The organism is Streptomyces sp. NPDC052682 (genome assembly GCF_040678435.1).
Lineage (GTDB): Bacteria > Actinomycetota > Actinomycetes > Streptomycetales > Streptomycetaceae > Streptomyces.
In genome coordinates, this window is the sequence record NZ_JBFATS010000014.1 from 104,202 (window position 1) to 125,013 (window position 20,812).

The window sequence follows — 20,812 nt, forward strand, 5'->3', positions numbered from 1 at the left end:
CGTTCACAGACGCCTCTTTCAGTGTGTCCTACAGCGATCAGTCGTCGAAGGCCGCGAACAGCTCGCGTTCATTGACCTCGGAGAGCCGCACGAGGCTGTACTCCTCTGGATCTGCGGCGCGCAGCGAGTCGAAGACTGCGTCCATGGCTGGGATCAGGCCCCAGGCGTGCCGGTAAGCGGGCCACCCCGGTGCCCCCGCGGCGTTGTCTGCCTCACGGGCGAACACGTAGTTCGCCCAGTCCTTGCTCATCGGATAACGGTGATGGAAGTCGTGGACCACCGTGTCTCCGGTCAGCACCAGATAGCGCGCCGGGAAATGGACGAACAGCATGCGCAGCCACCATCGGCACCACGCCCGCGCTCGGCGACCGGTCGGCAGGCCGGCCGGGGGTGCGGCCTCGCCCAGGAAGATGGCGTTGGTGAGGCTGCCGAAGTAGTGCCGGCCCTTGCGGGCCTTCTCGTCAGCGGCGGGGAACGTGTGCTTGACGCACAGCCGGAGCGTGTTGCTGACCTGGTAGAAGAAGGTCAGCGGCACGACCCAGCCGAGGAGGACGAAGACCCACAGGTGCAGCCAGGTGGCGAGTGTCGCCACCGCGGCCATGCTCAGCAGCCAGACGGCGCGGCCCGATGGTTTCGTGCCGTGCCAGTAGGAGCGGACACGGGCTACGAGGAAACGGGCGTGGAAGCGAGGTGAGGCGAGCTTGCCGAGCACCTTGCGCCACATCGCGCGCCGGGACATGCCCGGCGCAAGTTCGAGGCTGACCAGGATGGCTTGGACGGTGGGATCACGCAGTGTCATGTGGTGGACCGCATGGTGGTCCTTGACATGTTCCGCGCTGTAGCGGTCGAAGTCCTGGACGACCAGCAGCCCGGCGAGGAACTCGCCCAGCAGCGCGTCCGGCTTCGGCTTGCGCCACATGTTCCGGTGCGCGCACTGGTGGAACACCATCATGCGCAGGTTGCGCATCGCGTGCAGGGTCACGGCCCAGCCCGGCAGCAGCAGCACCAGGCACCAGCCCCTGGCGGCGAGCGCCGTGGCACTCACTGCCAGGCCGCAGACCAGGGAGGAGAACGCGTTCACCAGATGCGCGGTCGGTGTGAAGCGCAGCGGCTTCTGCTCTGCGTGCGGACGCCCCGTCAGCATGGTCAGCGGCAGGGCGAGGAAGCGTGGAAGCCGGGTCATCGACTCCCGTACCTCGTCCCGCACGTCACTGGGCCACAGCCGGGGCGCGGAAGTCTCGTTCAGCTCTGGCAACGCTGTTCCGCCTCCAACTCGGCCGCTGTCGCCAGCAGTTCGTCGAGGACGTGATCGAGGTTCTCCGGGGTGGTCTCCGGATTCAGGAAGATCAGTTTGAGCCACACCCGGCTGACCCCGTCCTGCTGGAGGTGGGTACGGGCCAGCAGAGCGCGTCCGTCCTCCAGCATCCGGCGGCGCAGTGCGCCGTTGAAGGCGTCGACATCGATTCCGTCGCCCGGCAGGTAGCGGAAGAGCACGGCGGTGAGCGGCGGCTCAGTGAGGCATTCCAGACGCGGCTCGGCGGCGATCCGAGCCGCGGCATGACGGGCCAGGTCGTGACAGGCGTCGACCATGGCGCCCAGCCGCTCCCTGCCGAGGGCCCGCATGGTCACCGCTATCTTCAGGGCGTCCACCCGCCGGGTGGTCTGCAGGGAGGTGTTCTGCGAGCCGATGTAACCGGCGCAGGTGTCGTCGTCAGCGCTCAGACACGTGGTCGCCTCCAGCCCGAACGGGGCCAGTGTCTCCTCCCGGCGCACCAGCAGGGCGGCGGACGATGCGGGAGCCCAGCCGATCTTGTGCAGGTCGATCGTGACGGAGTCCGTCTCGGCGAGCCCGTCGAGCATGCCCCTGAGCCGCTCGGAGAAGAGCGCCCCGCCGGCGTATGCGGCGTCCGCGTGCAGCCAGACCCCATGCTTGCGGGCTACCTCGGCCAGCTCGGGAAGCGGGTCGACGACTCCGAGGTCGGTCGAACCGGCACAGGCCACCAGGGCGACGGGCACCTGGTCTTCGGGCAGGCTCGCCAGGATCCGGTCGGCCTCGGCGGGGATCATGCGGCCCTGCTCGTCAGTGGGCACGAGCACGACCTGGTCCTCGCCGATACCCAGGATGCGTGTGGCCCTGCCGATGGAGAAATGAATGCCCTGCGGACACAGCACCACCAGCTGCACACCCAGGTTCAGCAGCCCCTCCTGCCGCACCCACCTGCCGAGCTTGGTGTTCACGGTCTCATCTCGCGCGGCCACCATCGCCATCAGGTTCGACACGCTGCCGCCGGCGGTGAGGGTGCCGCCGGCCTCGGGTCCGTATCCGACGAACTCGGCCAGCTGCGCTATCACCCAGCGGTCGAGCTCCAGCCCGAAGGGGCCGCTTTCCCAGGCGTGCAGCGACTGGTTGAGCGTCGCGGCGACCAGTTCGGCGGCCACGCCGACCGGGGTGGGAGGTGGCTGCATTCGGGCCAGCGCGGCCGGGTGGGTGAGGTCCACCGCCCACTTGGCGTACGGGCGGACCAGTTCGTCCAGTACGACGGACGGCTCGCCGCCCGCCTCGGGAAGCAGCGGCTGGGCCAGCGCCTTGCCTGCGGCCTCCCGCACGCCTCGGGCGCCGCCGGGGGACACCGGGCCGAGGCGTTCGGCGGAGACCTCCTCAAGGATGTCGAGGGCTGTGTTCACCAGGGCGCGGACACTGGCCAGGCCGGCTGTGCCGCCCGCGGGCTGGTACGGCGATGGTGAGGACATGTTCTCTCCCTGGTAGTCAGAGCTGTGAGGCAGCGCGCGGCTGCTCGGTGAGCGGGGGCTCGGGAAAGTCCTTGAGACGGGGTACCGGCGAAAACGCCAGCCAGAGAAGGGCGAACAGGAAGCCGATCCCGGTGATCACGAGAGCCGTGCGAGGGCCCAGAGCATCACTCAGGTAGCCACCGGCGACGCCGCCCAACGGAAGCGGGCCCCATGACAGGAAACGGCAGCCCGAGTTGACGCGGCCGAGCATTGCGGCTGGTGTGATCGCCTGGCGGAGGCTGACCATGTGCACGGTGGCCACCGTCCCGCCGAGACCGCAGCCGGCGAAGGCCAGGACGAAGAGAACCAGCGCGAGCGGGCCGCGGCCCGGGGCCGCGGGGATCAGCAGCGGCAGCGCACAGCAGATCACCCCAGCGACGATGATCGCCGGGCCGAGGCCCAGCCGTCGCTTCATCCACTGGGCGCTCATCGCCCCGATCAGGGAGCCGACCGCACCGACCCCGAGGACCAGCCCGATGGTGTGCGGAGCGAGACCCAGTGACCTGGCCGCGTACACGACGAAGACCGTCTGCAGCGACAGCCAGCACATGTTGTACGTCCCCGAGTGCAGGGCGCAGTTGCGCAGGAGCGAGTCGCCGAGCACCAGGCGCAGGCCCTCGGTGACGCTCCTGCCCAACGAGGTGCGCTCCGCGGGGGGCGCGGGGGCCGGCTCGCGGTGCCGGATCGCGAGCAACGACGCCGTGGACACGAGCCAGGCGCCGGCGTTCACGAGCATCGCGACGGGAGCGGTGAGCCAGCCGACCAGCACACCGGCCAGGCCTGGGCCGCCGATCTGCGCCACGGAGCTGCTCGCTTGCAGCTTGCTGTTGCCCTCCACCAGGTGATCACGACCGATCAAGGACGGCAAGTACGACTGGTAGGCGACGTCGAAGAGCACCGTCAGGGTGCCGACGACCAGCGCGGCGGCATACAGGTACGCCAGCTGCAGTATGTCGAGCGCCGCGCACAGGGGGATGCTCGCGAACACGACGGCACGGCCGATGTTGCTCCAGATCATCAGCGGCCGACGGCGGTGCCGGTCCACCCAGACCCCGATGACCAGACTTGCCAGCAGGAACGGGGCGTATGACGCCGCATTGAGGAAACCCAGCTGCTGCGCGCTGGCGTGCAGTTCGTACACGGCGGCGAGCGGCAGCGCGAGCGTGCCCACCTGGGCCCCGATCAGGGACACGGACTCGCCGCTCCACAACTTGAGAAACTCTCGGTCGCGCCAGAGACCCTCGAGTCGCAAGCGCCTCATGCACCGGCTCCTGCGGTGTTCCTGTCCGCCACGTGGAAGGCGCAGCCGATCCGGGCACCGTTGGGCATGTTGACTATCCCCACGTGGGGGTTGGCCACCCCGCGGGCGAGCATGCCGGCGTACGTGCGGCCGATGAGCAGGGCGCCGTAGGCGACGACCATCTGCTGAAAGCCGTCATCGGTGTCGTTCACGAACCGCTCGGCCACCGGCAGCACGCGCTCCTGCACCACGAACGGACCTCCGACGGCCTCGCGGATGTGGTGGTGCCATTCCTCCTCGGTGACCGTCCAGCCGCACACCACGCCGACACCGCCGTAGAGGAGGGTCGGCTTCAGGGTGAGCCGGTCCTTGTTGGCCAGGACATGGGCCACCAGATCGATCCGTTCGCCCCGCAGGTCGACCGGCTCGTCCCGGACGAAGCGGGTCCACGGCAAGATGCGGTCGATCAGTTCCAGTTCCGCTGGGGAGAAGGCGTTCCGGTTCCGCTCGTCGCTGAGCATGGCCAGGCTGCCCTTGTTGCCGTACAGCTCACAGTCGAGCCCGGCGAACAGGACGGTGTGCCCGTGATCGACGGCCCTCAGGAGAGGGTCGACCAGGTCGAAACTGCGCTGGTCGTCCTCGATCTCACCGGGCAGGAAAATCCGGTAGACGATGTCCACCTTCCTGCCGTGGACGAAGGGCACGCCGTCGCGGTACTCGAACTCACCGAGGTGGCACACCACGGTGTCGAAGCCGAGCCGCATCCAGCCGGGCACGACGAAATCGAGCCACGGCTTGGTCTTGTCGAAGCCGTCCGGCCATTCGGTGATGGCGAGCACCGGACGGGCGGGCAGGACCCGGTCGCCACACGCCGCACGCATGGCCTTGGCGATCTCCGCCAGGGGGTCCGGGTACACGAGGCCCTCGCGCTCGGCGAAGGCGCGGAAGGCAAGGTCATACATCATGGCCCGGCCGAACTCGGCCATCTGCCAACCGCCCAGGGAACTCCCGGTGTTGAGTTCCATCACCTTGAAACCACCGGGCTCGCGGTACATGTCGGCACGCGCCATCGGCGCCAGATGGTCGGCCGAACCGCGCAACACGAGGTCGATCTGGGTGGGGGACATCCCCACCGCCTCGGCGAAGGCCCGCCGGTCACTGCCGAAGAGCCGGTCGGGCAGCGTGGTGAGCAGGTCGAAGAGTCCGTTCAGATCGTCCTGGATGCGCCGGGTGTCCGCGGCGGACAGCAGTACGGGGCGGTTGAGCATCTCCCCGCCGCCGGCGCCGTAGCGGAACCAGGGGTCGGAGACCCCGTCCACTGCCATCGTGTCCAGGCCGCCCCGGCTGAGGTCCAGGAAGCGGCGGGTCACCGGGTTCTCCAGCAGGGCGCCGAGCCCCGCCTCGGCCGGGCCGCGCACCGTCGTGACCACCTCGGCCTCGGCGGCGTCGAGCGCCGTGGTGCACTCGACGGGCGTGTCGCACACCGCGATCAAGGCCGCGGTGCGCGGGGTGAGCATCCTCGGCGGCAGCAGCAGTTCCGTGCCGGGCTCGGCCAGGACGACGACCTCGGCGATGCCGGGCACGTTCCGCGCGGCGCCCAGGTCGACGCGGTCGATCACACCGGCGTAGGGCGGGTAAAGGAACCGGATCTCGGCGGTGCGGGCCTGGGTGGGTGTGCAGTCGGGGCGACGGCCGAAGGCGATGTCGGCGGCGACCAGCGGGAGTTCGACGCCGGTGGCGAGGTGGCCGAGATGCGGGATGAGGTCGCCGCCCAGCCGGCCGTTGAGCTCGACGATCCGCGGCCCGCCGGAGGTCAGACGTATCTCGGTGTGCGTGACGCCCTGGTCGATCCCCAGGGCCCGGTGCGCCGCGCGAAGCAGTTCCTCGACCTTGCCCGCCCACGGCTCATGACGCCACGCGCCGACCAGATGGCCGACCTCCTCGAAGAGCGGGTGGAAACCGAGCCGCTTGCGGGCGACGATCACCGGTTCGGCCTCGCCGTCGAAGACGGCGCTGTCAATGCTGATCTCCGGACCGTCCAGCAGTTCCTCGACCAGGACGTCACCGCCGGCCTGGACGCCGGTGAGCGACGCCCCCGCGACTTCGGCGTAGACGGACCGGAGTGCGTCGGCGTCCGGTACGGCGGTGACACCGAGGCTGCCCGCGAGGGAAGTGGGCTTGAGGACGACGGGGTAGCCGACGGCGGCCGCCGCGTCCAGCGCCTCGTCGAGGGAGGTGACGAGACGGTGGCGGACGTTCGCCAGCCCGGCCCGGTCGAGCATCGTACGAGTCTGGTACTTGTCACGGCAGGCGGTGGCGGCCTCCGGGGACATATGCGGCAGGCCCAATTGGCGAGCCACTTCGGCCGTCGCGGTCAGGGAGAATTCGTCCCATGTGACGATGGCTGCCCGAACCTGGTCACCGGCCTCGGCGAGCACGGCCTCCACAGCGGGCAGCAGGCTCTGCGCACACGAGGTGTCTGCCTCCCGGCTGCGGGAGATGTACGGCTTCTCCCAGCTGACCGGCTGCGATGTCACCAGGGCGACGTCGTAGACCCGGGCCAGGGAGGCGAGGGAGTATGCGCGGTATGCCTGCAGTCGACTGCCGACGACGATGAGGAGGTCCTGCCGGGCGTTCACGGGGAGGGTTCACCACTTTTCATGTACCAGGATGGGTGTGGACGGACTGGGGCCGGCTACTGGGGTGCGGGGGCAGCCACCGGCGTGCAGCGCAGCCGGAACGCGGCCGCCGTCTTCTCAACCGCCCCTTCGACGTCCTGGCTGGACGATCCGCGGAAGCGGAAGCGAGCTCCGACGTGCTCGTAGCCGCCGATCTTCGGCATCACTGCGCCCGGCTCGGGAACGACCTGGGCGTAGAGGCCGTCGGCGAGGGCCGGCACGGCGGTCGCCTCCTCGACCCGGCAGGGCGGCTCGACCGGCAGCGGGATCAGCAGCCAGCCTCCGGTCTCGGCAAACACCGGTGCCGGCGCCGGGGAGGGCCGTCTGCCGAGCTGGATGTCGAAGGCGGTTCTCATCAGATCGATGCCATGAACCTCCCGCCACACGAACGGGATCTCGGCCCCGCCGACCCGCGCCCCGGCCTCCAGGAAAGTCACCGCAGGGGGGCCGTCCGCAGGGGTGCTCAAGAAGGCCTCCAGATGGAACACCCACGGCCGGTCGTCCAGCGCGGCGGCTACTGCGGCCGTGAAGGTCTCCAGGGCGGACAGCAGCGCGGAATCGTCGATCTCGACGGAGCCCAGCCAGTCACCTTCTGTGAACTCCCGGCACGTGCGCAGATAGCGGGAGGCCCGCCAGGGGCCGAGTGCCTTGCCGTCCCACACGCCGTCGATGTGCACGATCGGATGCGGGACGAAGCTCTGGACCAGACACTGCTCGTCGAAAAGCTCGGGCAGGTCAGCCGCATCCGCCTCGGACAGCAGGATCCTCACGCCCCGGCTCGCGGTGCCCCGGCGTGGCTTCACCACCACCGGCCAGCCCTGATGCCGCGCGAACCCGACGACCGCCGCCCGGCCCGGCGCGTCGGCGAAGGGGGGAACAGGAATGCCCGCCCGCCGCACCGCGGCCACCATGGCCAGCTTGTCCCGGAACCGGGCCAGTTCCTCGGACCCCTGGCCCGGGCAGCCCAGCTCGTCGCGCACTGCGGCCGCCGTGTCGAGGTCGCCCTCATTGAGCGCCACGAGGGCGTCCGGCGAGCCGAACCGTTCGACCAGCGAGGCGACCGCCGCGCGTACCTCGCGGAGGTCGTCCGTGGCGTCCACCACCACGACACCGGCCGCGCCCTCGGGAACGGACTGCCGCCCCAGGGACGTGGTCACATACGACACCGTGTGGGCGTCGTGGTCGAGGTAGGAGGCGTAGTCGGCGTGCCGGTCCCGCCAGCGGTGGAGGAGGATGACGTGCGAACGGACGGGGACGGTCCGGGGATGCAGGGCGGGCACGCGCTCAGTCCTCCTTCTCTTTCTGTGCGGTGATCCGGGCGTTGGCGATGACGACCTGGCCGAGGGCGATACCCCCGTCGTTCGTCGGCAGCTGTTGCTGGCAGTACGTGTCGAAACCCGCTCGGCGGAGTTCGACAAGGCAGTTGACCAGCAGGAACTCATTGAGGAAGACGCCTCCCGACAGAGCCACGGCGGTCACCTGGCCGACCTCCCGGATCGCCCGGCACCGCTCGACCACCATGTCGACGACCGCCGAGTGGAAACGCCGACTCACCGTGGCGATGCCCACCCCGTCGGCCAGATCGGCCGCGATCGCCCGGACGACCGGACGCGGGTCGATCTCGGCGGGGCTTTCCTGATCGCGTACCTCGAAGCGGTACCGCTCGGCGGTCGGGGAGAGCGACAGCTCCCGCCCCAGCAGCCCCTCCAGCTCGATCGGCCCCTGCGCCTCGTACTCGGCATGACCACACACGCCGAGCAGCGCAGCAACGGCGTCGAAGAGCCGGCCCATGCTGGAGGCGAGCGGGGAGTTGACGCCGCGCCGCAGCATCGTCGAGAAGACGTGCCGCTCATGTTCGCCGAGCCGGCGCAGTACGGGGAACGCCGCGCATGCCTCGGCGCTGTCGCCGAACGTGTCGACCGCCAAGGCGAAGCCCGTGCGCACGGGTTCCGTGACCGCGCGGTCGCCGCCCAGCAGTGCGATGGGCCTCAGGTGCGCGACTCGCGCCACGTCGGCGTAGCCGCCGAGGAGGAACTCACCGCCCCAGATCGTGCCGTCCATCCCGTACCCGGCCCCGTCGAAGACCACGCCGATGGCCGTTCCCGCCAGCTTGTTCTCCGCCATGCAGGAGACCATGTGGGCGTGGTGGTGTTGGGCGAGCAGCACCTGCTCGAAACCGGATCCGTCCTCCTGGAGTGCCTGCCGAGTCGCCCGGAACTGGGGGTGCATGTCGCACACGGCGTACCGGGACTTGATGCCGTGCAGATCGGCGAGATGCCGCGCCGTCTGGCGGTGGGATGCGAAGGTCTCGTCGTTCTTCAGGTCACCGATGTGCTGACTGACATAGACCCTGGATCCCTCCGTCAGGGCCACGGTCGTCTTGAGTTCGGCGCCATAGGCGACGATCGGGGCCAGTTCCAGGTCCACTTCGACCGCGTACGGGGCATAGCCGCGGGCGCGTCGCAGGAAGCTCAGCACCGGCTCGCCGAGTTCGGGGTGCGCCGAGAACCTGACGAGGGAGTCGTCGACGCGGATCTCGATGTCCCGGTCGTTGTAGAGGATGACGTCGGCGATCTCGAAGAGGTGTTCCAGTGCCTCGTCGTTGCGGTAGGCGATGGGGTAACCCGAGATGTTGCCGCTCGTCATGACGAGTGCGCTCAACCCCTGCGCGTCAACCAGCAGATGGTGCTGGGGCGCGGACGGCAGCATGACCCCCAGGTTGGGGTTGCGGGGTGCCACCGCTCCCGGCAGTCCGCCGGCGGCCTTGCGCAGCAGCACGATGGGGCGGGCCGGTGACTGGAGCAGTTCGGCCTCGGCCGGGCTGAACCGAGCGATCTCCGCGACCGTCGAGAGGTCGCGCGCCATCACCGCGAATGGTTTGGAGTCGCGCCGCTTGCGCCGCCGCAGCAGATCCACGGCCTGCTCATTGCGCGCGTCGACCGCGAGGTGGAAGCCGCCCACGCTCTTGACGGCCACGATGCGGCCGGCGGTGAGCGCGGCCACGGCCGCGGCGAGCGCGCTTTCCCCCCGGAGCACCGTGCCGTCCGGGGAGGCGAGCAGCAGACTCGGCCCGCAGTCCGCGCACGCGTTGGGCTGGGCGTGGTATCGGCGGTCCAGTGGGTCGTTGTACTCCGCCCGGCACCGTTCGCACATGGTGAAGGCGGACATGGTCGTCTGTACCCGGTCGTACGGCAGACCGCCGATTATCGAGTAACGCGGTCCGCAGTTGGTGCAGTTGATGAACGGGTAGCGGTAGCGCCGGTCGTTCGGGTCCCGCAGCTCGGCGAGACAGTCGGCGCATACGTGGGAATCGGCCGGTACCAGGGTGTCCTTGCGGCCCGAGTGGACGCTCTCGCGGATGACGAAGCCCTCGCCGGGCTCGCCCCGCACGGGCACGTCTGCGGCCTCGACCCCGGTGACCTGCGCCAGCGTCGGGGCGTCGTCGCTGAGGGCCACCGTGAAGCGCCGGAGCGCCTCAGGGCTTCCCTCGACCTCGGTCAGGACGCCCTCGGGGTCGTTGAGGACCCAGCCGGTGAGCCCGTGCGTCAGGGCGAGCCGGTAGACGAACGGCCGGTAGCCGACGCCCTGGACCACCCCGGTCACCCGGAGCCGCCGGCGCTCGACCGGTCCGGCGGCCTGGTCGGGTGCCATCAGCAGAGCCTGGGCAGTTCGGCGCCCTGGAGTTCGTCGAGCGTTGTCGTACGGCCGTCGGTGCCCCGCATCACGACCAGGCCGTCGGTTTCCTCGGTGACCTCGCCGATGGCAACGGCCCCACTGCCGTAGGCGTGCGACCTGAGTGCCGCCAGCACCTCCTCCTCGGCCTCCGGAGCCACGAAGAGGGCGACGCAGCCCTCGTTCGCGGCGTGGATCGGGTTGGTGCCCAGCATGTCCATCGCCATGGCCGTCTCCGCCTGGATGGGCAGCGCGGCCTCCTCGACGCGGATCGTACGGCCGGCCGACGAGGCGTACTCGTGCAGCACGGCGGACAGGCCACCGCGCGTGACGTCACGCACCGAGTGCACGGCTCCGTCGGCGACCCTCGTGAACAGCTGATCGAGCATGCCGTTGAGCGGTGCGCAGTCGCTGAGGACCCGCGTTTCGAAGCCCAGGCCCTCCCGGATCGAGAGGAGATGGACGGTGTGGTTGCCGATCGGGCCGCTCAGGATGACCCGGTCACCGGGTCGGACATCACGCATCCGCAGCGGGCGCCGCTGGAAGGTCCCGACGCCGGCGGTGTTGAGGTAGATCTGGTCGGCCTCACCCTTGCGCACGACCTTCGTGTCACCGCAGACGATCAGGACGCCGGCCTCCTTGGCCGTCTCGCGGATCGAGGTGAGCACCCGCACCAGCTTCTCGATGGGCAGCCCGGTCTCCAGGATCATGCCCAGGGTGAGGTACGTGGGCTTGGCTCCCACCACGGCGAGGTCGTTGACGGTGCCGCACACCGCGATCTTGCCGATGTCGCCATTACCGAAGAACGGCGGGTCCACAACAAATGAATCGGTGGTCATGGCGATTTGCTCGCCCACGATGGGAAGCATCGCGCTGTCTTCCATCTCACCGATGTACACATCACCGAGAGTCTCGACGATGAGAGAGATCAACTCATGACTCAGTGCCGCGCCACTTCCATGGTCGAGCACTATTTCTCGGGAGTTGATTGCCGTATCGCTCATGCGGGATTGACCAGATTTCTTGCGGAGGGACGGAATTACGGGATCTTGACGGTCTTGCGGGGCAGCTCTCCGGATTCATCGATCAGACGCAGGATCTCGGCGGAGTCACTCACAGTCGCGCAGTAACCGGCCAGCCATTCGAGCGCACGGTCCTTGTCCTCCTGCCGGGCCGAGACGACACAGTCGGCCGGAACCCAGACCTTGTAGCCCCGAAAGAAGGCGTCGGCCGCAGTCGTCTGCACGCAGATCTGTGTCTGCATACCCGTGATGACCACGGTGTCGACACCCAGCGCCTGCAGCTGTTCATGCAGGTCAGTCTCGTAGAACCCGCTGTCCTTGTTCTTGACCATCACCACGTCGGTGTCGTCCAGGAATTCGCGCACGATCTCCGCACCCTCGGTACCTTCCTGGACCGGCAGTCGCCCGTGCTCGTCGCACTCCTCGTTAGGGTCGTCGGGCGGGATGATCAGCTGGAGATGGAAGACGTGATGTCCGCGCTGCCGAATACCTTTCAGAAAGGCCACAAACGTCGGCGTGGCCGCTTCAACCGCCGCAATGCGTTCCGCGTTCTTGTGGACGAGGTCGTACTGCAGGTCATTGGTGAGTGCAGCGATTTTTGCCATGACAGTCCCGAGGTCGTAATAAATGCCTGATCAGATGAAACGCGATTCAATGCAAAACGGTCTTTCCGCAACGAATCGACAGGGTGACCGTCCGTCGTCCGCACGGCTCTCCGGTGGCTCCGCCCGGCGGCCGTAGCGTGTGACGAACGCCGCTCTTCCGAATGTGGATTCTGCTCGATCCCGCTTGGCATTGAGGGCCACGGATGGGATCGTGATCTTGAAGTGCGTGATTATGAAGGGGGGGCGCATGTGCACAGAAGCGGGCACAGCGTTACGTTCCATGTCGGTGGAGATATGCGATGAGGGCGTGGAGCACTACAGGGAGGCGCTCGCGCAGGGACGGCTGTGGGGCCATGTCCCGGAGTGCCTCGTCGCCTGGGGACTGATCCAGCCCGTCCCGGAAGAGACAGGCGTATTCCTGCCTGTTCCGCCGGATATCGCCTCCGCCGCACTCATCCAGCCCCTGGAACAGAGCATTCTCACTCAGCGACACGCCGTGATCGCCGTACGGTCGGCGATGTCACGTGTGGAAGGCATCCACCAGGCACTCCGGCTCCGCGGGGCGGAACCAACCCGCCTCCTGGCCGACCGGACCATGGCCGCGGTCGCTGTCAGGGAAGCCGTCCGCACCTGCAAGGAGGAGTTGCTCACCTTCCAGCCCAACGTGGAGCTGTCCGTAGGGACGCCGCTCGACGTCTTCTCGGCCGAGCCGCCGCCGGCCCTGGCCGGCGTACACCGGCGGTCGCTGTACCAGCACTCGGCCCGTTCGCATGGCCCCAGCCTCGCCCGCCTCGAGAGAGAGGCCGAAGCGGCTGAGATCCGCACGATCGACGAGGTTCTTGGACATCTGATGATCTGTGACCGCTCCATCGCGTTCATGTCGGTGCCCCAGGACCGCCGGACCGCAGTCCTCGTCATCCAGCAGGCGCATGTGGTGTCCCTGCTGGTCATGCTCTTCGAGTACATATGGGACAGGGCGAGGCCCATGGACACTGCCGGTCGCCCAGGCCCCGGTCTGCTCACTCACGAGGTCCAGACCGCGGTGCTGCGTCTGATGGTGAGCGGGCACACCGACGAGATGATCGCTACCCGGCTCGGTATCAGCACGCGCACCGTGTACATGCACATCAAGAAGATCGCCAATCTTCTCGGCAGCCGCAGCCGGGCCCAGCTCGGTTATCTCGTCGCTCGGGCAGGACTGCTTGACGACGCGACACGGGACGACTCCCGCCAAGTGCTGGCCGGACCTGGCGCGGAAGGGCCGGGTGTCGTGCACGCACCGTAGTCCTGGCCCAGATCACCAGGCACTCAGGCCGCCGCAGTCGCGAGCGGTGCATGGACCGTCTCGAACATAGGCGCGGCCTGGCCACGAACCGACAAACCCGCGTTCGTCCACCAGGCCGCACCCCACCTCGCCGCCGGCCTCATCCGGGCACAGCGCTTGACAGACCTGTCCGCGCGGCGGGCAGCTCGGCCTCGATGAGATCGGCGGCCTGCCGGGTGCCGCCCTCCTCGGCCATGCCCGCCTGCACGTCCTTCAGGCGGCGGGCCACCTCCGGGTCGCCCACCAGCGCCAGGGCCGCGGTGCGCAGGGTCCCGGCGGTCGCCTCGTCGGCCGGGATGTGCCGGGCGACGCCGAGGGCCTGCAGCATCTCGGCGTTGCCGAACTGGTCCGCGGCCTGCGGTACGGCGATCATCGGCGTGGCGGTGGCCAGACCCTCCTGGCTGCCGCCCGCCCCGGCGTGGGTGACGAACAGGTCGGCCTGTTTCAGGATGGCCAACTGCGGCACCCAGGAGTGCACTTCCACGCTGCCCGGCACCTCCCCCAGCTCCGCCGGGTCGACGTGTGGGCCGATCTGGAGCACGGTGTGCCAGCCCGGCAGGCCGCCGAAGGCCCTGACGCACTCCCGGTAGAAGCCGGGCTGCTTGGTGAAGGCCGATCCGAGCGAGACGAGCACGACCTTCTCGGCGCCGGCGGGCCGCTGCCAGCCGCCCTCGGCGGTGCGCTCGCCCTGGCAGGCACCGACGAAGGTGTACACGCTCTCGTCGACCCGGTCGGCGTTCGGCTGGAGCACCCTCGGGATCAGGACGAGGGAACGGGCGGGCCGGCCGGTGAACCGGTCGGGGTGCTCGGTGATCCCGTTCTCCTCCAGCCAGGCGTGGAAACGGGCGTAGTAGGCCCGCCCGCGCTCGGTCCTCCTCGGCTCCGCCCACATCGGCTCGGCCACTTCCTCCTCGTACCCCTCCCAGGCGACGAGGCAGGGCGAGAGGGAGATCGCGGGCACGCCCCAGCGGTGCGCGAGGACCCGGGCCGGATAGGAGGCGATGTCGTACAGGACGAGGTCGGGCTCGTCCCCCGCGTACGCCTCGGCCAGTTGCGGGAGGGCCTGGACGGCGTCGTCCAGGAACGGCTCCACGTTGTCCAGCAGCGTGCTTCCCCAGGCCTCCGGGTCGGCGTCGGGCGGCGGCAGGGTCGAGTTCCACAGCCGGGGCTCCGCCCCGGTGGCGGCGACCTTGTCCGCGAAGGCGGGCGGGATCGCGTACGTCACCCGGTGACCGCGCGCGACGAGCTCGCGGATCACCTCGAGGCTGGGATTCACGTGGCCGTGGGCGGCGATGGAGAACATGGCGAGGTGAGCAGGACTGGTCATGAGGCCCAGCGTAGGCGAGACGAGACGTCTCGTACAGCTTTTTTCCGGCGCCCGCCGCCTGCGACCGCGGCGACAGCGGCACGGGCCGGAAGCCGTCCCGGAACGGGAAGGCGGATCGTTGTGTCAGACCCGCCTGGGATGCTCCGGGCATGGAGATGACAGTGCAGCTGACGATCGACTGCTCCGATCCGCAGAGCATGGTGACGTTCTGGGCCGAGGCCCTGGGCTATGTGCCTGAGCCTCCGCCGAGCGGGCACGCCACGTGGCGCGCCTACTGGGCGGCGATGGGGGTGCCCGAGGCGGAATTGCCGGCCGGCGCCGGGGATGTTCCGGAGTCGATCATCGATCCCACGGGACGCGGGCCGAGGGTGTGGTTCCAGCAGGTTCCGGAACCGAAGACGGTCAAGAACCGGTGGCACTTCGACCTGAACGTCGGCGGAGGCCGTGACGTCCCCTTGGACGTCCGCGCACAACGGGTCAACGCCACGGTGGAACGGCTGGTCCAAGCCGGTGCCACCGTGCTGCGGATCAAGGACCAGCCGGACATGGGGCTCTACGCCGCAGCCCTGCAGGACCCCGAGGGCAACGAATTCGACGTCGTCTGAGGGTCGTTGACGGTGCTGGTCACAACCGGGCGGGCGGCAGGCGGCGTCGAGGCACCTGGCACACGCCCCGATCTGCGCGGATGCGACACTGGCCGTGCGATGGCCGGGTCAGGACGCCGTCCGGCCGGCGGTGCTGATGGCGGTACGGCGTCACGGAGGCGGACGGACGGATGGACGAGGCACGGGCGCGGGACGTACTGGCCGCGGCAGGGGTGCTGCCGGGCGCGGCACGGAAGGCGCGCCTGCTCGCCCTGGGCGAGAACGCGGTGTTCGCCGCCGGTGACCGGGTCGTCAAGGTGGGCCGCGACGCCGAACTGCTGGACCGGGCGCGGCGCGAGCTGGCCGTCGCGGCGTGGCTCGCCGAGGCCGGCGTGCCGGCGGTGCGGGCGGCCGAGCCGCAGGCGCTGCTCGTCGAGGGCCACCCGGTGACCGTGTGGCACCGGCTGCCCGAGCCGGTCCGGCCCGCCCAGCCGCGGGATCTGGCCGAACTGCTGCGCCTCGTCCACGCACTGCCCGCTCCGGCCTTCGCCCTGCCGCCCCGCGACCTGCTGGGCGGAGTGGAACGCTGGCTGCGCCTCGCGGGCGACGCGATCGACCCCGCGGACGCGGCGTATCTGCGGCAGCGGCGCGACGGTTTCGCGCAGGCGGCCGCCGCGTTGACGCCGCATCTGCCGCCGGGGCCGATCCACGGCGACGCGCTGCCCCGCAACGTCCACGTCGGGCCGGACGGTCCGGTCCTGGTCGACCTGGAGACCGTCTCCGCCGACCTGCGGGAGCACGACCTGGTGGTCATGGCCCTGTCCCGCGACCGGTACGGGCTCGCGGAGGAGGCGTACCGGTCCTTCACCGAGGCGTACGGGTGGGACGTGCGCGAGTGGGACGGCTGTGCGGTGCTGCGCGGTGCGCGGGAGACGGCCAGTTGCGCGTGGGTGGCTCAGCACGCGCCGGGCAACCCCAAGGCGCTGGCCGAGTTCGAGCGGCGGGTGGCGTCGTTGCGGTCGGGGGACGAGACGGTGCGGTGGTACGCGTTCTGAACGTGTCCGCGCCGCGGGCGGGTCACACCCGCTCGTCCGTCAGGTCCCGGACCGGCCACACCCCGTCCACCACCGCCCCGGTCTGTCCCTTGCGGCGCAGGAAGTCCTGGAAGTCCGCCGCCCAGTCGGCGTACCACTCGATCTGGCGGCGGTGCAGTTCCGCCGGGCCGAGGGAGGCGATCTTGGGGTGGCGGTCGGCTATCGCGCAGGCCAGGCGGGCCGCGGCAAGGGCGTCGGCTGTGGCGTCGTGGGCGGAGTCGAGGGCGACGCCGTACTCCGCGCAGACCGCCTCCAGGTTGCGTTTGCCGCGGCGGTAGCGGTCGACGGAGCGGTCGATGGTGTACGGGTCGATGACCGGGGCCGGGTCCACGCCGCCCAGCCGGTCGCGCAGGGACGGCAGTCCGTGCCGGCGCAGTTCCGCGGAGAGCAGGGTCAGGTCGAAGGCGGCGTTGTAGGCGACGACCGGAACACCCGTCTTCCAGTAGGCGGCGAGGACACCGGCGATGGCGTCCGCCACCTGGTCGGCCGGGCGGCCCTCGGTGGCCGCGCGTTCGTTGCTGATGCCGTGCACCGCGACCGCGTCCGCGGGGATGGGCACACCCGGGTCGGCGAGCCACTCCCGGCGCCCCATCGGCTCCCCGCCCCTGACCTCGATCACGGCTCCCGTGACGATGCGTGCCTCGCGCGGGTCGGTCCCCGTCGTCTCCAGGTCGAAGCCGATCAGCAGCTCCCGGTGCCAGCCCATGGGCGGCCCCCCTTCTTGGTGGTGCGTTCCCCCGGTGATCTCCACCTTCGCATGCGCCACTGACAATCAGAGGAGCGGATTCCGCTTATCCGCCGGTACCGCCTGCGGGACCGCCCGTGCCACCGCCCCGCAACACCCTCACCAAAAGGGACAGTTCACGACACCGGCCGCGAATCAGCCCACATCACCTCGAACTCCTCGCGGTAGGTGGGGAAGAGACCGCCCTCCTCGATCTCGCCCGACCTGACCACCTTGCTGCCGTTGCGCAGCACCAGCACCGGCGCCTCCATGCCCCGCGTACGGCGCAGGTAGCTCTGCACGACCGCGATGCCGTCCGCCCCGTCGCCGTCGACCAGGTACGCCGTGAAGCGGGGTGTCTCGTCGTACACCTGGATCTCGAAGGCGCCCGGGTCGCGCAGCCGGGCGCGGACCCGGCGCATGTGCAGGATGTTCATCTCCACCGAGCGGCTCAGCTCACCCCGCTTCAGCCCCAGCTCCCGTTCGCGTCGCTTGACCGCGCTGGAGGCCGGATTGAGGAACAGCAGCCGCACCCGGCAGCCGGACTCGGCCAGCCGCACTAGGCGCCGGCCGGAGAAGTTCTGCACCAGCAGGTTCAGGCCGATCCCCAGGGCGTCCAGACGGCGGGCGCTGCCGAAGATGTCCTCGGCCGGGAACTGGCGCAGCAGCCGCACCCGGTCGGGATGGACGGCGACGACGTCGGCGTACCGGTCACCGACCAGGTCCTCGACCGCGTCCACGGGCAGCCGTCGCGCGGAGGGCACGTCGCCGCCCGCGCCGAGCATCTCCAGCAGCCGTGCCGAGGCCCGTTCGGCCTGGGCGAGGACGGCCTCGGACAGGGCCCGGTTGCGGGAGACCACGTTCCGGGTGACCTCGAGCTCGTCCAGGGCGAGCTCGAGATCGCGGCGGTCGTCGAAGTAGGGCTCGAAGCAGGGCCAGTGCTGCACCATCAGCTCGCGCAGCTGCGGCAGGGTGAGGAAACTGAGGACGTTGTCGTCGGCCGGGTCCAGCAGATAGCCCTTGCGGCGGCTGACCTCGCGGACGGCGACCGCGCGCTGCACCCACTCCTGGCCGGCCGGTCCGGCGGCGGCGACCACCCAGTCCTCGCCGTGCACGGGCTCGTAGACCGGGCGCAGCACGGCGGCCACGACGGCGCGCAGCCGCTGCTCGACGAGGTTCAGCCAGATGTAGGCCCGGCCGGCCCGCTGGGCGCGGGTGCGTACCTCGCGCCAGGCGTCGGCGTCCCAGTCCAGCTCCGGACCGATCGAGCCCGCCGCGTCCATCGGCCGTGCCAGGGACACGGCTGCGGGCGGGACGTCTGTGGAGTTCCCCTCGTGACCCTCGTCACCAGGGGGCAGCTCCAGCCCTCCCGAGCCCACCCGCGCACCGCCTTCCGCTCCCCCGAGCACCGTCTCAACGATCAAGGAAGGGTACTCCGCGAGCGGTGCGTGGTGCAGCCCGACGGGCAGGCTGGTTCTCAACTACCGCCGTCCAGCCGCCCGTTCTGGCCCGCGAGCTCCTTCGGAGTGAGCGGATTCATAGCGGTGACGTCGCGGGGCGCGAGGGAGAAACCCTGCCAGTGGACGGGCATGGGCTGCTGGTCCTCGTCGCGCGCGACGTGGTGAAAGCCGATGTTCACCCAGACCACGGGGCGCGTGAGGGCCTGCCCGTTCACCCACTTGTCCAGGGAGCCGGGGTGGCCGCCGGCGCAGCCGCCGTTGTGGCTGGCGTACAGCTCGCACCTGTCGTACTCGGTGACGTAGAGGTCGTGCCGGGTGAAGCCACGGCCGGGGTACGCGCTGGTGGCGCCGGGCACGATCTCGTACGAGCGCGGGTGCCCGTCCTTGTTCTTGCCGGTGGCGCTGACCACGCGCCACCAGCGCATGTTCTTCGCGTCGCCCGCGAGCTCCTTGGTGACCTTGGTGCGGGTGGTCCTGTTGGTGGGGGCCTCCTGGCCGCGGACGGGCGGGCTGACCTTGGAGTCGTACTGCTCGATCCGGTTCTTGGAGGAGCCGTCGAGGGCGAAGTGGAGCCGCCAGAACACGTTGTGGCTGTGGCTGGTGGCCTTGGCCCGGGCGCCCTTGCCGATGGGCCAGCCGTGGCCGTCGTCGGCGGCGTAGTCCTCGGGTGAGAGGCTGCCGGTGGCGCCCACGTGCATCTGGATCGCGCCGTCGTCCTGGAAGCGCCACTCGGAGATGTACTCGTACCAGCCGACCTTGTTCACGGTGTAGAGGAGCAGGTCCTTGCCCTGGGCCTGGTAGCGCTTGCTGTAGTCCTCCTCGGACTGCATGCGGTACGCGTGTCCACGCGCACGTGTGGTGGCGCACAGGCCCTTGATGTCCGGGGTGGTGGAGTAGTCGGCGTCCCGGACCTTGATCGTCTTGATGGTGCCGCCGGGGCACTCGGCCGGCGCCAGGTTCACCAGGCCCTGGGCGAAGCGCTGGTCCGTGAGGTCGTGGTACTCGCGTCTGCCGTTGTCGTAGGGCACGTGGATCTGGCTGAGCCGGGCGCTGGCGAGGACCTTGACCGGCTTCGGTTCGCCCTTGGGCTGGTAGGAGATGCCGTTCAGGACGAGTCCGGACTTCGGGTCGTACCCCCAGCACATCCGCCAGGTCGTGCCGCCGGTGAGCTTCTGCTCGATGCGGTGGGCGGCGCCGCAGTCGGCGGCCGGGGCGGGTGCCGCCGCGGGCCGGGCGACGGCCGGTCCCGGGCCGGCGGTGGCCGCTGCGGCGGCCAGCGCGGCCAGGGACAGGCCCACCAGGGTCCGGGTGCGGGCACGGCTGGTCTTGTTCGCGCGCATGCGTGGCTGACTCCTTCGCGGCAGGTGCACAGAGGGCGGGCGGCTCAGCGGCCGAGCTCGGCGACCTTGCGGGCGCTCAGGTCGATCACCAGGTCCAGACTGTCGATCCACGGCCCGTTTCTGACCTTGGTGAACAGCCGCACACAGCGGTGCTCGCCGCACCGGTCGAGGACGGCGGGCCGGGCTCCGGGCGCGGCCCGGTAGATCCCGCCGGTGACGTGCAGCTGGTCCGGGGAGGTGAGCTCCTTGCCGGTGGCGTCCCGGTAGTCCGCCTTCAGGCCCGCGCCCAGCGGGTCGGCGATCAGCAGGGCGGCGGCCTCGGCGGCCTCGGCGCGGGTCGGCGGCGGCTGGACACCGCGCCGGGTGAGGGTCCCCTCGACCTTTCCGGTGCCGAGGTTCACGGTCTTCGTGACGAGCGTGTCGCCGCGGTAGTCGTAGAACGTCACCTCCGCGCGCCGCGGCGCGTCCGCGCGGTCCAGCTCGTCGGCCTCCGGCTCGGCGAGGTCGACCCCGAGCCGCTGCGGGCCGCGGTCCCCGTCGACGTCCTCGGCGGCGTGCAGCAGCCGCCGGTCCAGCGCCGCCTTCTCCGCCTGCTCGACCTCGTCGTCGGTCAGCGGATCACGGCCCGTGCCCCGCGCCCCCTGCGCGGGGGCCCGCTCGACGACCCCCGGCGCGACCCGCGTCCGTTCCTGTCCCCCGCCCTGGGCGGCCTGCCGCGTGGCCGGGGCGCCGGTGCTCCCCGTGGCCTCGGCCCCCGCCGTGCCCGGCAGGGTGATCGCCGCCATCACGGCCGTCCCGGTGACCGCGATCGCCAGGCCGGCCGTCACCTTGCCCAGGTGGCGGCGCACTGTCGTACGCACATGTCCCCCCAAATCCCCCAAAAGCCCCGGGAGTGCGTTTGTGCCCCACTGGTTCGGCATACGGTGTATGCACTGGTCACTTACTAAGAGGG

15 protein-coding genes and 1 pseudogene are annotated in these 20,812 nt (G+C 70.2%); 3 read left to right on the forward strand and 13 right to left on the reverse strand.

What is annotated here, in order from left to right; genetic code table 11:
- Positions 1–37 precede the first annotated feature (37 nt).
- From AB0K80_RS22815 to AB0K80_RS22850, 8 genes are read right to left on the reverse strand one after another with little or no spacing between them, the layout of a single operon-like run.
- On the reverse strand, positions 38–1,255 hold the full coding sequence (locus AB0K80_RS22815) for a fatty acid desaturase (protein ID WP_365672412.1): 1,218 nt from the start codon (positions 1,253–1,255) through the stop codon (positions 38–40).
- Positions 1,243–2,751: a pyridoxal-dependent decarboxylase gene (locus AB0K80_RS22820; RefSeq protein ID WP_365672414.1), complete on the reverse strand. Its 1,509-nt coding sequence runs from the start codon at positions 2,749–2,751 to the stop codon at positions 1,243–1,245. Before AB0K80_RS22820 ends, AB0K80_RS22815 begins: the two co-directional genes overlap by 13 nt.
- Positions 2,752–2,767: 16 nt before the next feature.
- A complete protein-coding gene (locus AB0K80_RS22825; RefSeq protein ID WP_365672416.1) occupies positions 2,768–4,051 on the reverse strand; it encodes an MFS transporter in 1,284 nt (427 codons plus the stop codon).
- On the reverse strand, positions 4,048–6,669 hold the full coding sequence (locus AB0K80_RS22830; RefSeq protein WP_365672418.1) for an ATP-grasp domain-containing protein: 2,622 nt from the start codon (positions 6,667–6,669) through the stop codon (positions 4,048–4,050). The genes AB0K80_RS22825 and AB0K80_RS22830 overlap by 4 nt, the downstream gene beginning before the upstream one ends.
- A gap of 56 nt (positions 6,670–6,725) precedes the next feature.
- Entirely contained in the window at positions 6,726–7,988 is a 1,263-nt protein-coding gene (locus AB0K80_RS22835) for a biotin carboxylase (RefSeq protein WP_365672419.1), read from the reverse strand.
- Positions 7,989–7,992: 4 nt separating this feature from the next.
- Positions 7,993–10,359, reverse strand: a complete 2,367-nt coding sequence (gene hypF, locus AB0K80_RS22840; RefSeq protein ID WP_365672420.1) for a carbamoyltransferase HypF — start codon at positions 10,357–10,359, stop codon at positions 7,993–7,995.
- The gene (gene hypE / locus AB0K80_RS22845; RefSeq protein ID WP_365672422.1) at positions 10,359–11,384 is read right to left on the reverse strand and encodes a hydrogenase expression/formation protein HypE; all 1,026 of its coding nucleotides are present in this window, start codon (positions 11,382–11,384) and stop codon (positions 10,359–10,361) included. Before hypE ends, hypF begins: the two co-directional genes overlap by 1 nt.
- A gap of 35 nt (positions 11,385–11,419) precedes the next feature.
- A complete protein-coding gene (locus AB0K80_RS22850) occupies positions 11,420–12,007 on the reverse strand; it encodes an isochorismatase family cysteine hydrolase (protein ID WP_365672424.1) in 588 nt (195 codons plus the stop codon).
- 280 nt (positions 12,008–12,287) lie between these two features.
- On the opposite strand from AB0K80_RS22850, the gene AB0K80_RS22855 reads away from it, so the two are divergent.
- A complete protein-coding gene (locus AB0K80_RS22855) occupies positions 12,288–13,292 on the forward strand; it encodes a helix-turn-helix transcriptional regulator (protein WP_365672426.1) in 1,005 nt (334 codons plus the stop codon).
- 139 nt (positions 13,293–13,431) lie between these two features.
- Here AB0K80_RS22855 and AB0K80_RS22860 read toward each other — a convergent pair.
- Positions 13,432–14,734, reverse strand: a pseudogene (locus AB0K80_RS22860) (glycosyltransferase).
- Positions 14,735–14,807: 73 nt separating this feature from the next.
- Here AB0K80_RS22860 and AB0K80_RS22865 point away from each other — a divergent pair.
- Positions 14,808–15,263: a VOC family protein gene (locus AB0K80_RS22865; RefSeq protein WP_365672428.1), complete on the forward strand. Its 456-nt coding sequence runs from the start codon at positions 14,808–14,810 to the stop codon at positions 15,261–15,263.
- Positions 15,264–15,433: 170 nt separating this feature from the next.
- Positions 15,434–16,297: an aminoglycoside phosphotransferase family protein gene (locus AB0K80_RS22870; RefSeq protein ID WP_365672430.1), complete on the forward strand. Its 864-nt coding sequence runs from the start codon at positions 15,434–15,436 to the stop codon at positions 16,295–16,297.
- Positions 16,298–16,319: 22 nt separating this feature from the next.
- Here AB0K80_RS22870 and AB0K80_RS22875 read toward each other — a convergent pair whose 3' ends face one another.
- From AB0K80_RS22875 to AB0K80_RS22890, 4 genes are all read right to left on the reverse strand, one after another.
- A complete protein-coding gene (locus AB0K80_RS22875) occupies positions 16,320–17,042 on the reverse strand; it encodes a 3'-5' exonuclease (RefSeq protein WP_365672431.1) in 723 nt (240 codons plus the stop codon).
- Positions 17,043–17,197: 155 nt separating this feature from the next.
- Positions 17,198–18,469: an SAV2148 family HEPN domain-containing protein gene (locus tag AB0K80_RS22880; RefSeq protein ID WP_365672596.1), complete on the reverse strand. Its 1,272-nt coding sequence runs from the start codon at positions 18,467–18,469 to the stop codon at positions 17,198–17,200.
- 68 nt (positions 18,470–18,537) lie between these two features.
- Positions 18,538–19,860, reverse strand: a complete 1,323-nt coding sequence (locus AB0K80_RS22885; RefSeq protein WP_365672432.1) for a copper amine oxidase — start codon at positions 19,858–19,860, stop codon at positions 18,538–18,540.
- Between the two features lie 44 nt (positions 19,861–19,904).
- Complete coding sequence (locus AB0K80_RS22890; RefSeq protein WP_365672433.1) at positions 19,905–20,720, reverse strand: Tat pathway signal sequence domain protein; 816 nt, start codon at positions 20,718–20,720, stop codon at positions 19,905–19,907.
- Positions 20,721–20,812 lie beyond the last annotated feature (92 nt).

Excerpts from the sequence above, each read along its gene's own strand:
- AB0K80_RS22855 (WP_365672426.1), top strand. The coding sequence starts at position 12,288 with ATGTCGGTGGAGATATGCGATGAGGGCGTGGAGCACTACAGGGAGGCG.
- AB0K80_RS22875 (WP_365672431.1), bottom strand. The coding sequence starts at position 17,042 with ATGGGCTGGCACCGGGAGCTGCTGATCGGCTTCGACCTGGAGACGACG.
- hypF (WP_365672420.1), bottom strand. The coding sequence starts at position 10,359 with ATGGCACCCGACCAGGCCGCCGGACCGGTCGAGCGCCGGCGGCTCCGG.
- AB0K80_RS22825 (WP_365672416.1), bottom strand. The coding sequence starts at position 4,051 with ATGAGGCGCTTGCGACTCGAGGGTCTCTGGCGCGACCGAGAGTTTCTC.
- hypE (WP_365672422.1), bottom strand. The coding sequence starts at position 11,384 with ATGAGCGATACGGCAATCAACTCCCGAGAAATAGTGCTCGACCATGGA.
- AB0K80_RS22820 (WP_365672414.1), bottom strand. The coding sequence starts at position 2,751 with ATGTCCTCACCATCGCCGTACCAGCCCGCGGGCGGCACAGCCGGCCTG.
- AB0K80_RS22865 (WP_365672428.1), top strand. The coding sequence starts at position 14,808 with ATGGAGATGACAGTGCAGCTGACGATCGACTGCTCCGATCCGCAGAGC.
- AB0K80_RS22885 (WP_365672432.1), bottom strand. The coding sequence starts at position 19,860 with ATGCGCGCGAACAAGACCAGCCGTGCCCGCACCCGGACCCTGGTGGGC.
- AB0K80_RS22870 (WP_365672430.1), top strand. The coding sequence starts at position 15,434 with ATGGACGAGGCACGGGCGCGGGACGTACTGGCCGCGGCAGGGGTGCTG.
- AB0K80_RS22850 (WP_365672424.1), bottom strand. The coding sequence starts at position 12,007 with ATGGCAAAAATCGCTGCACTCACCAATGACCTGCAGTACGACCTCGTC.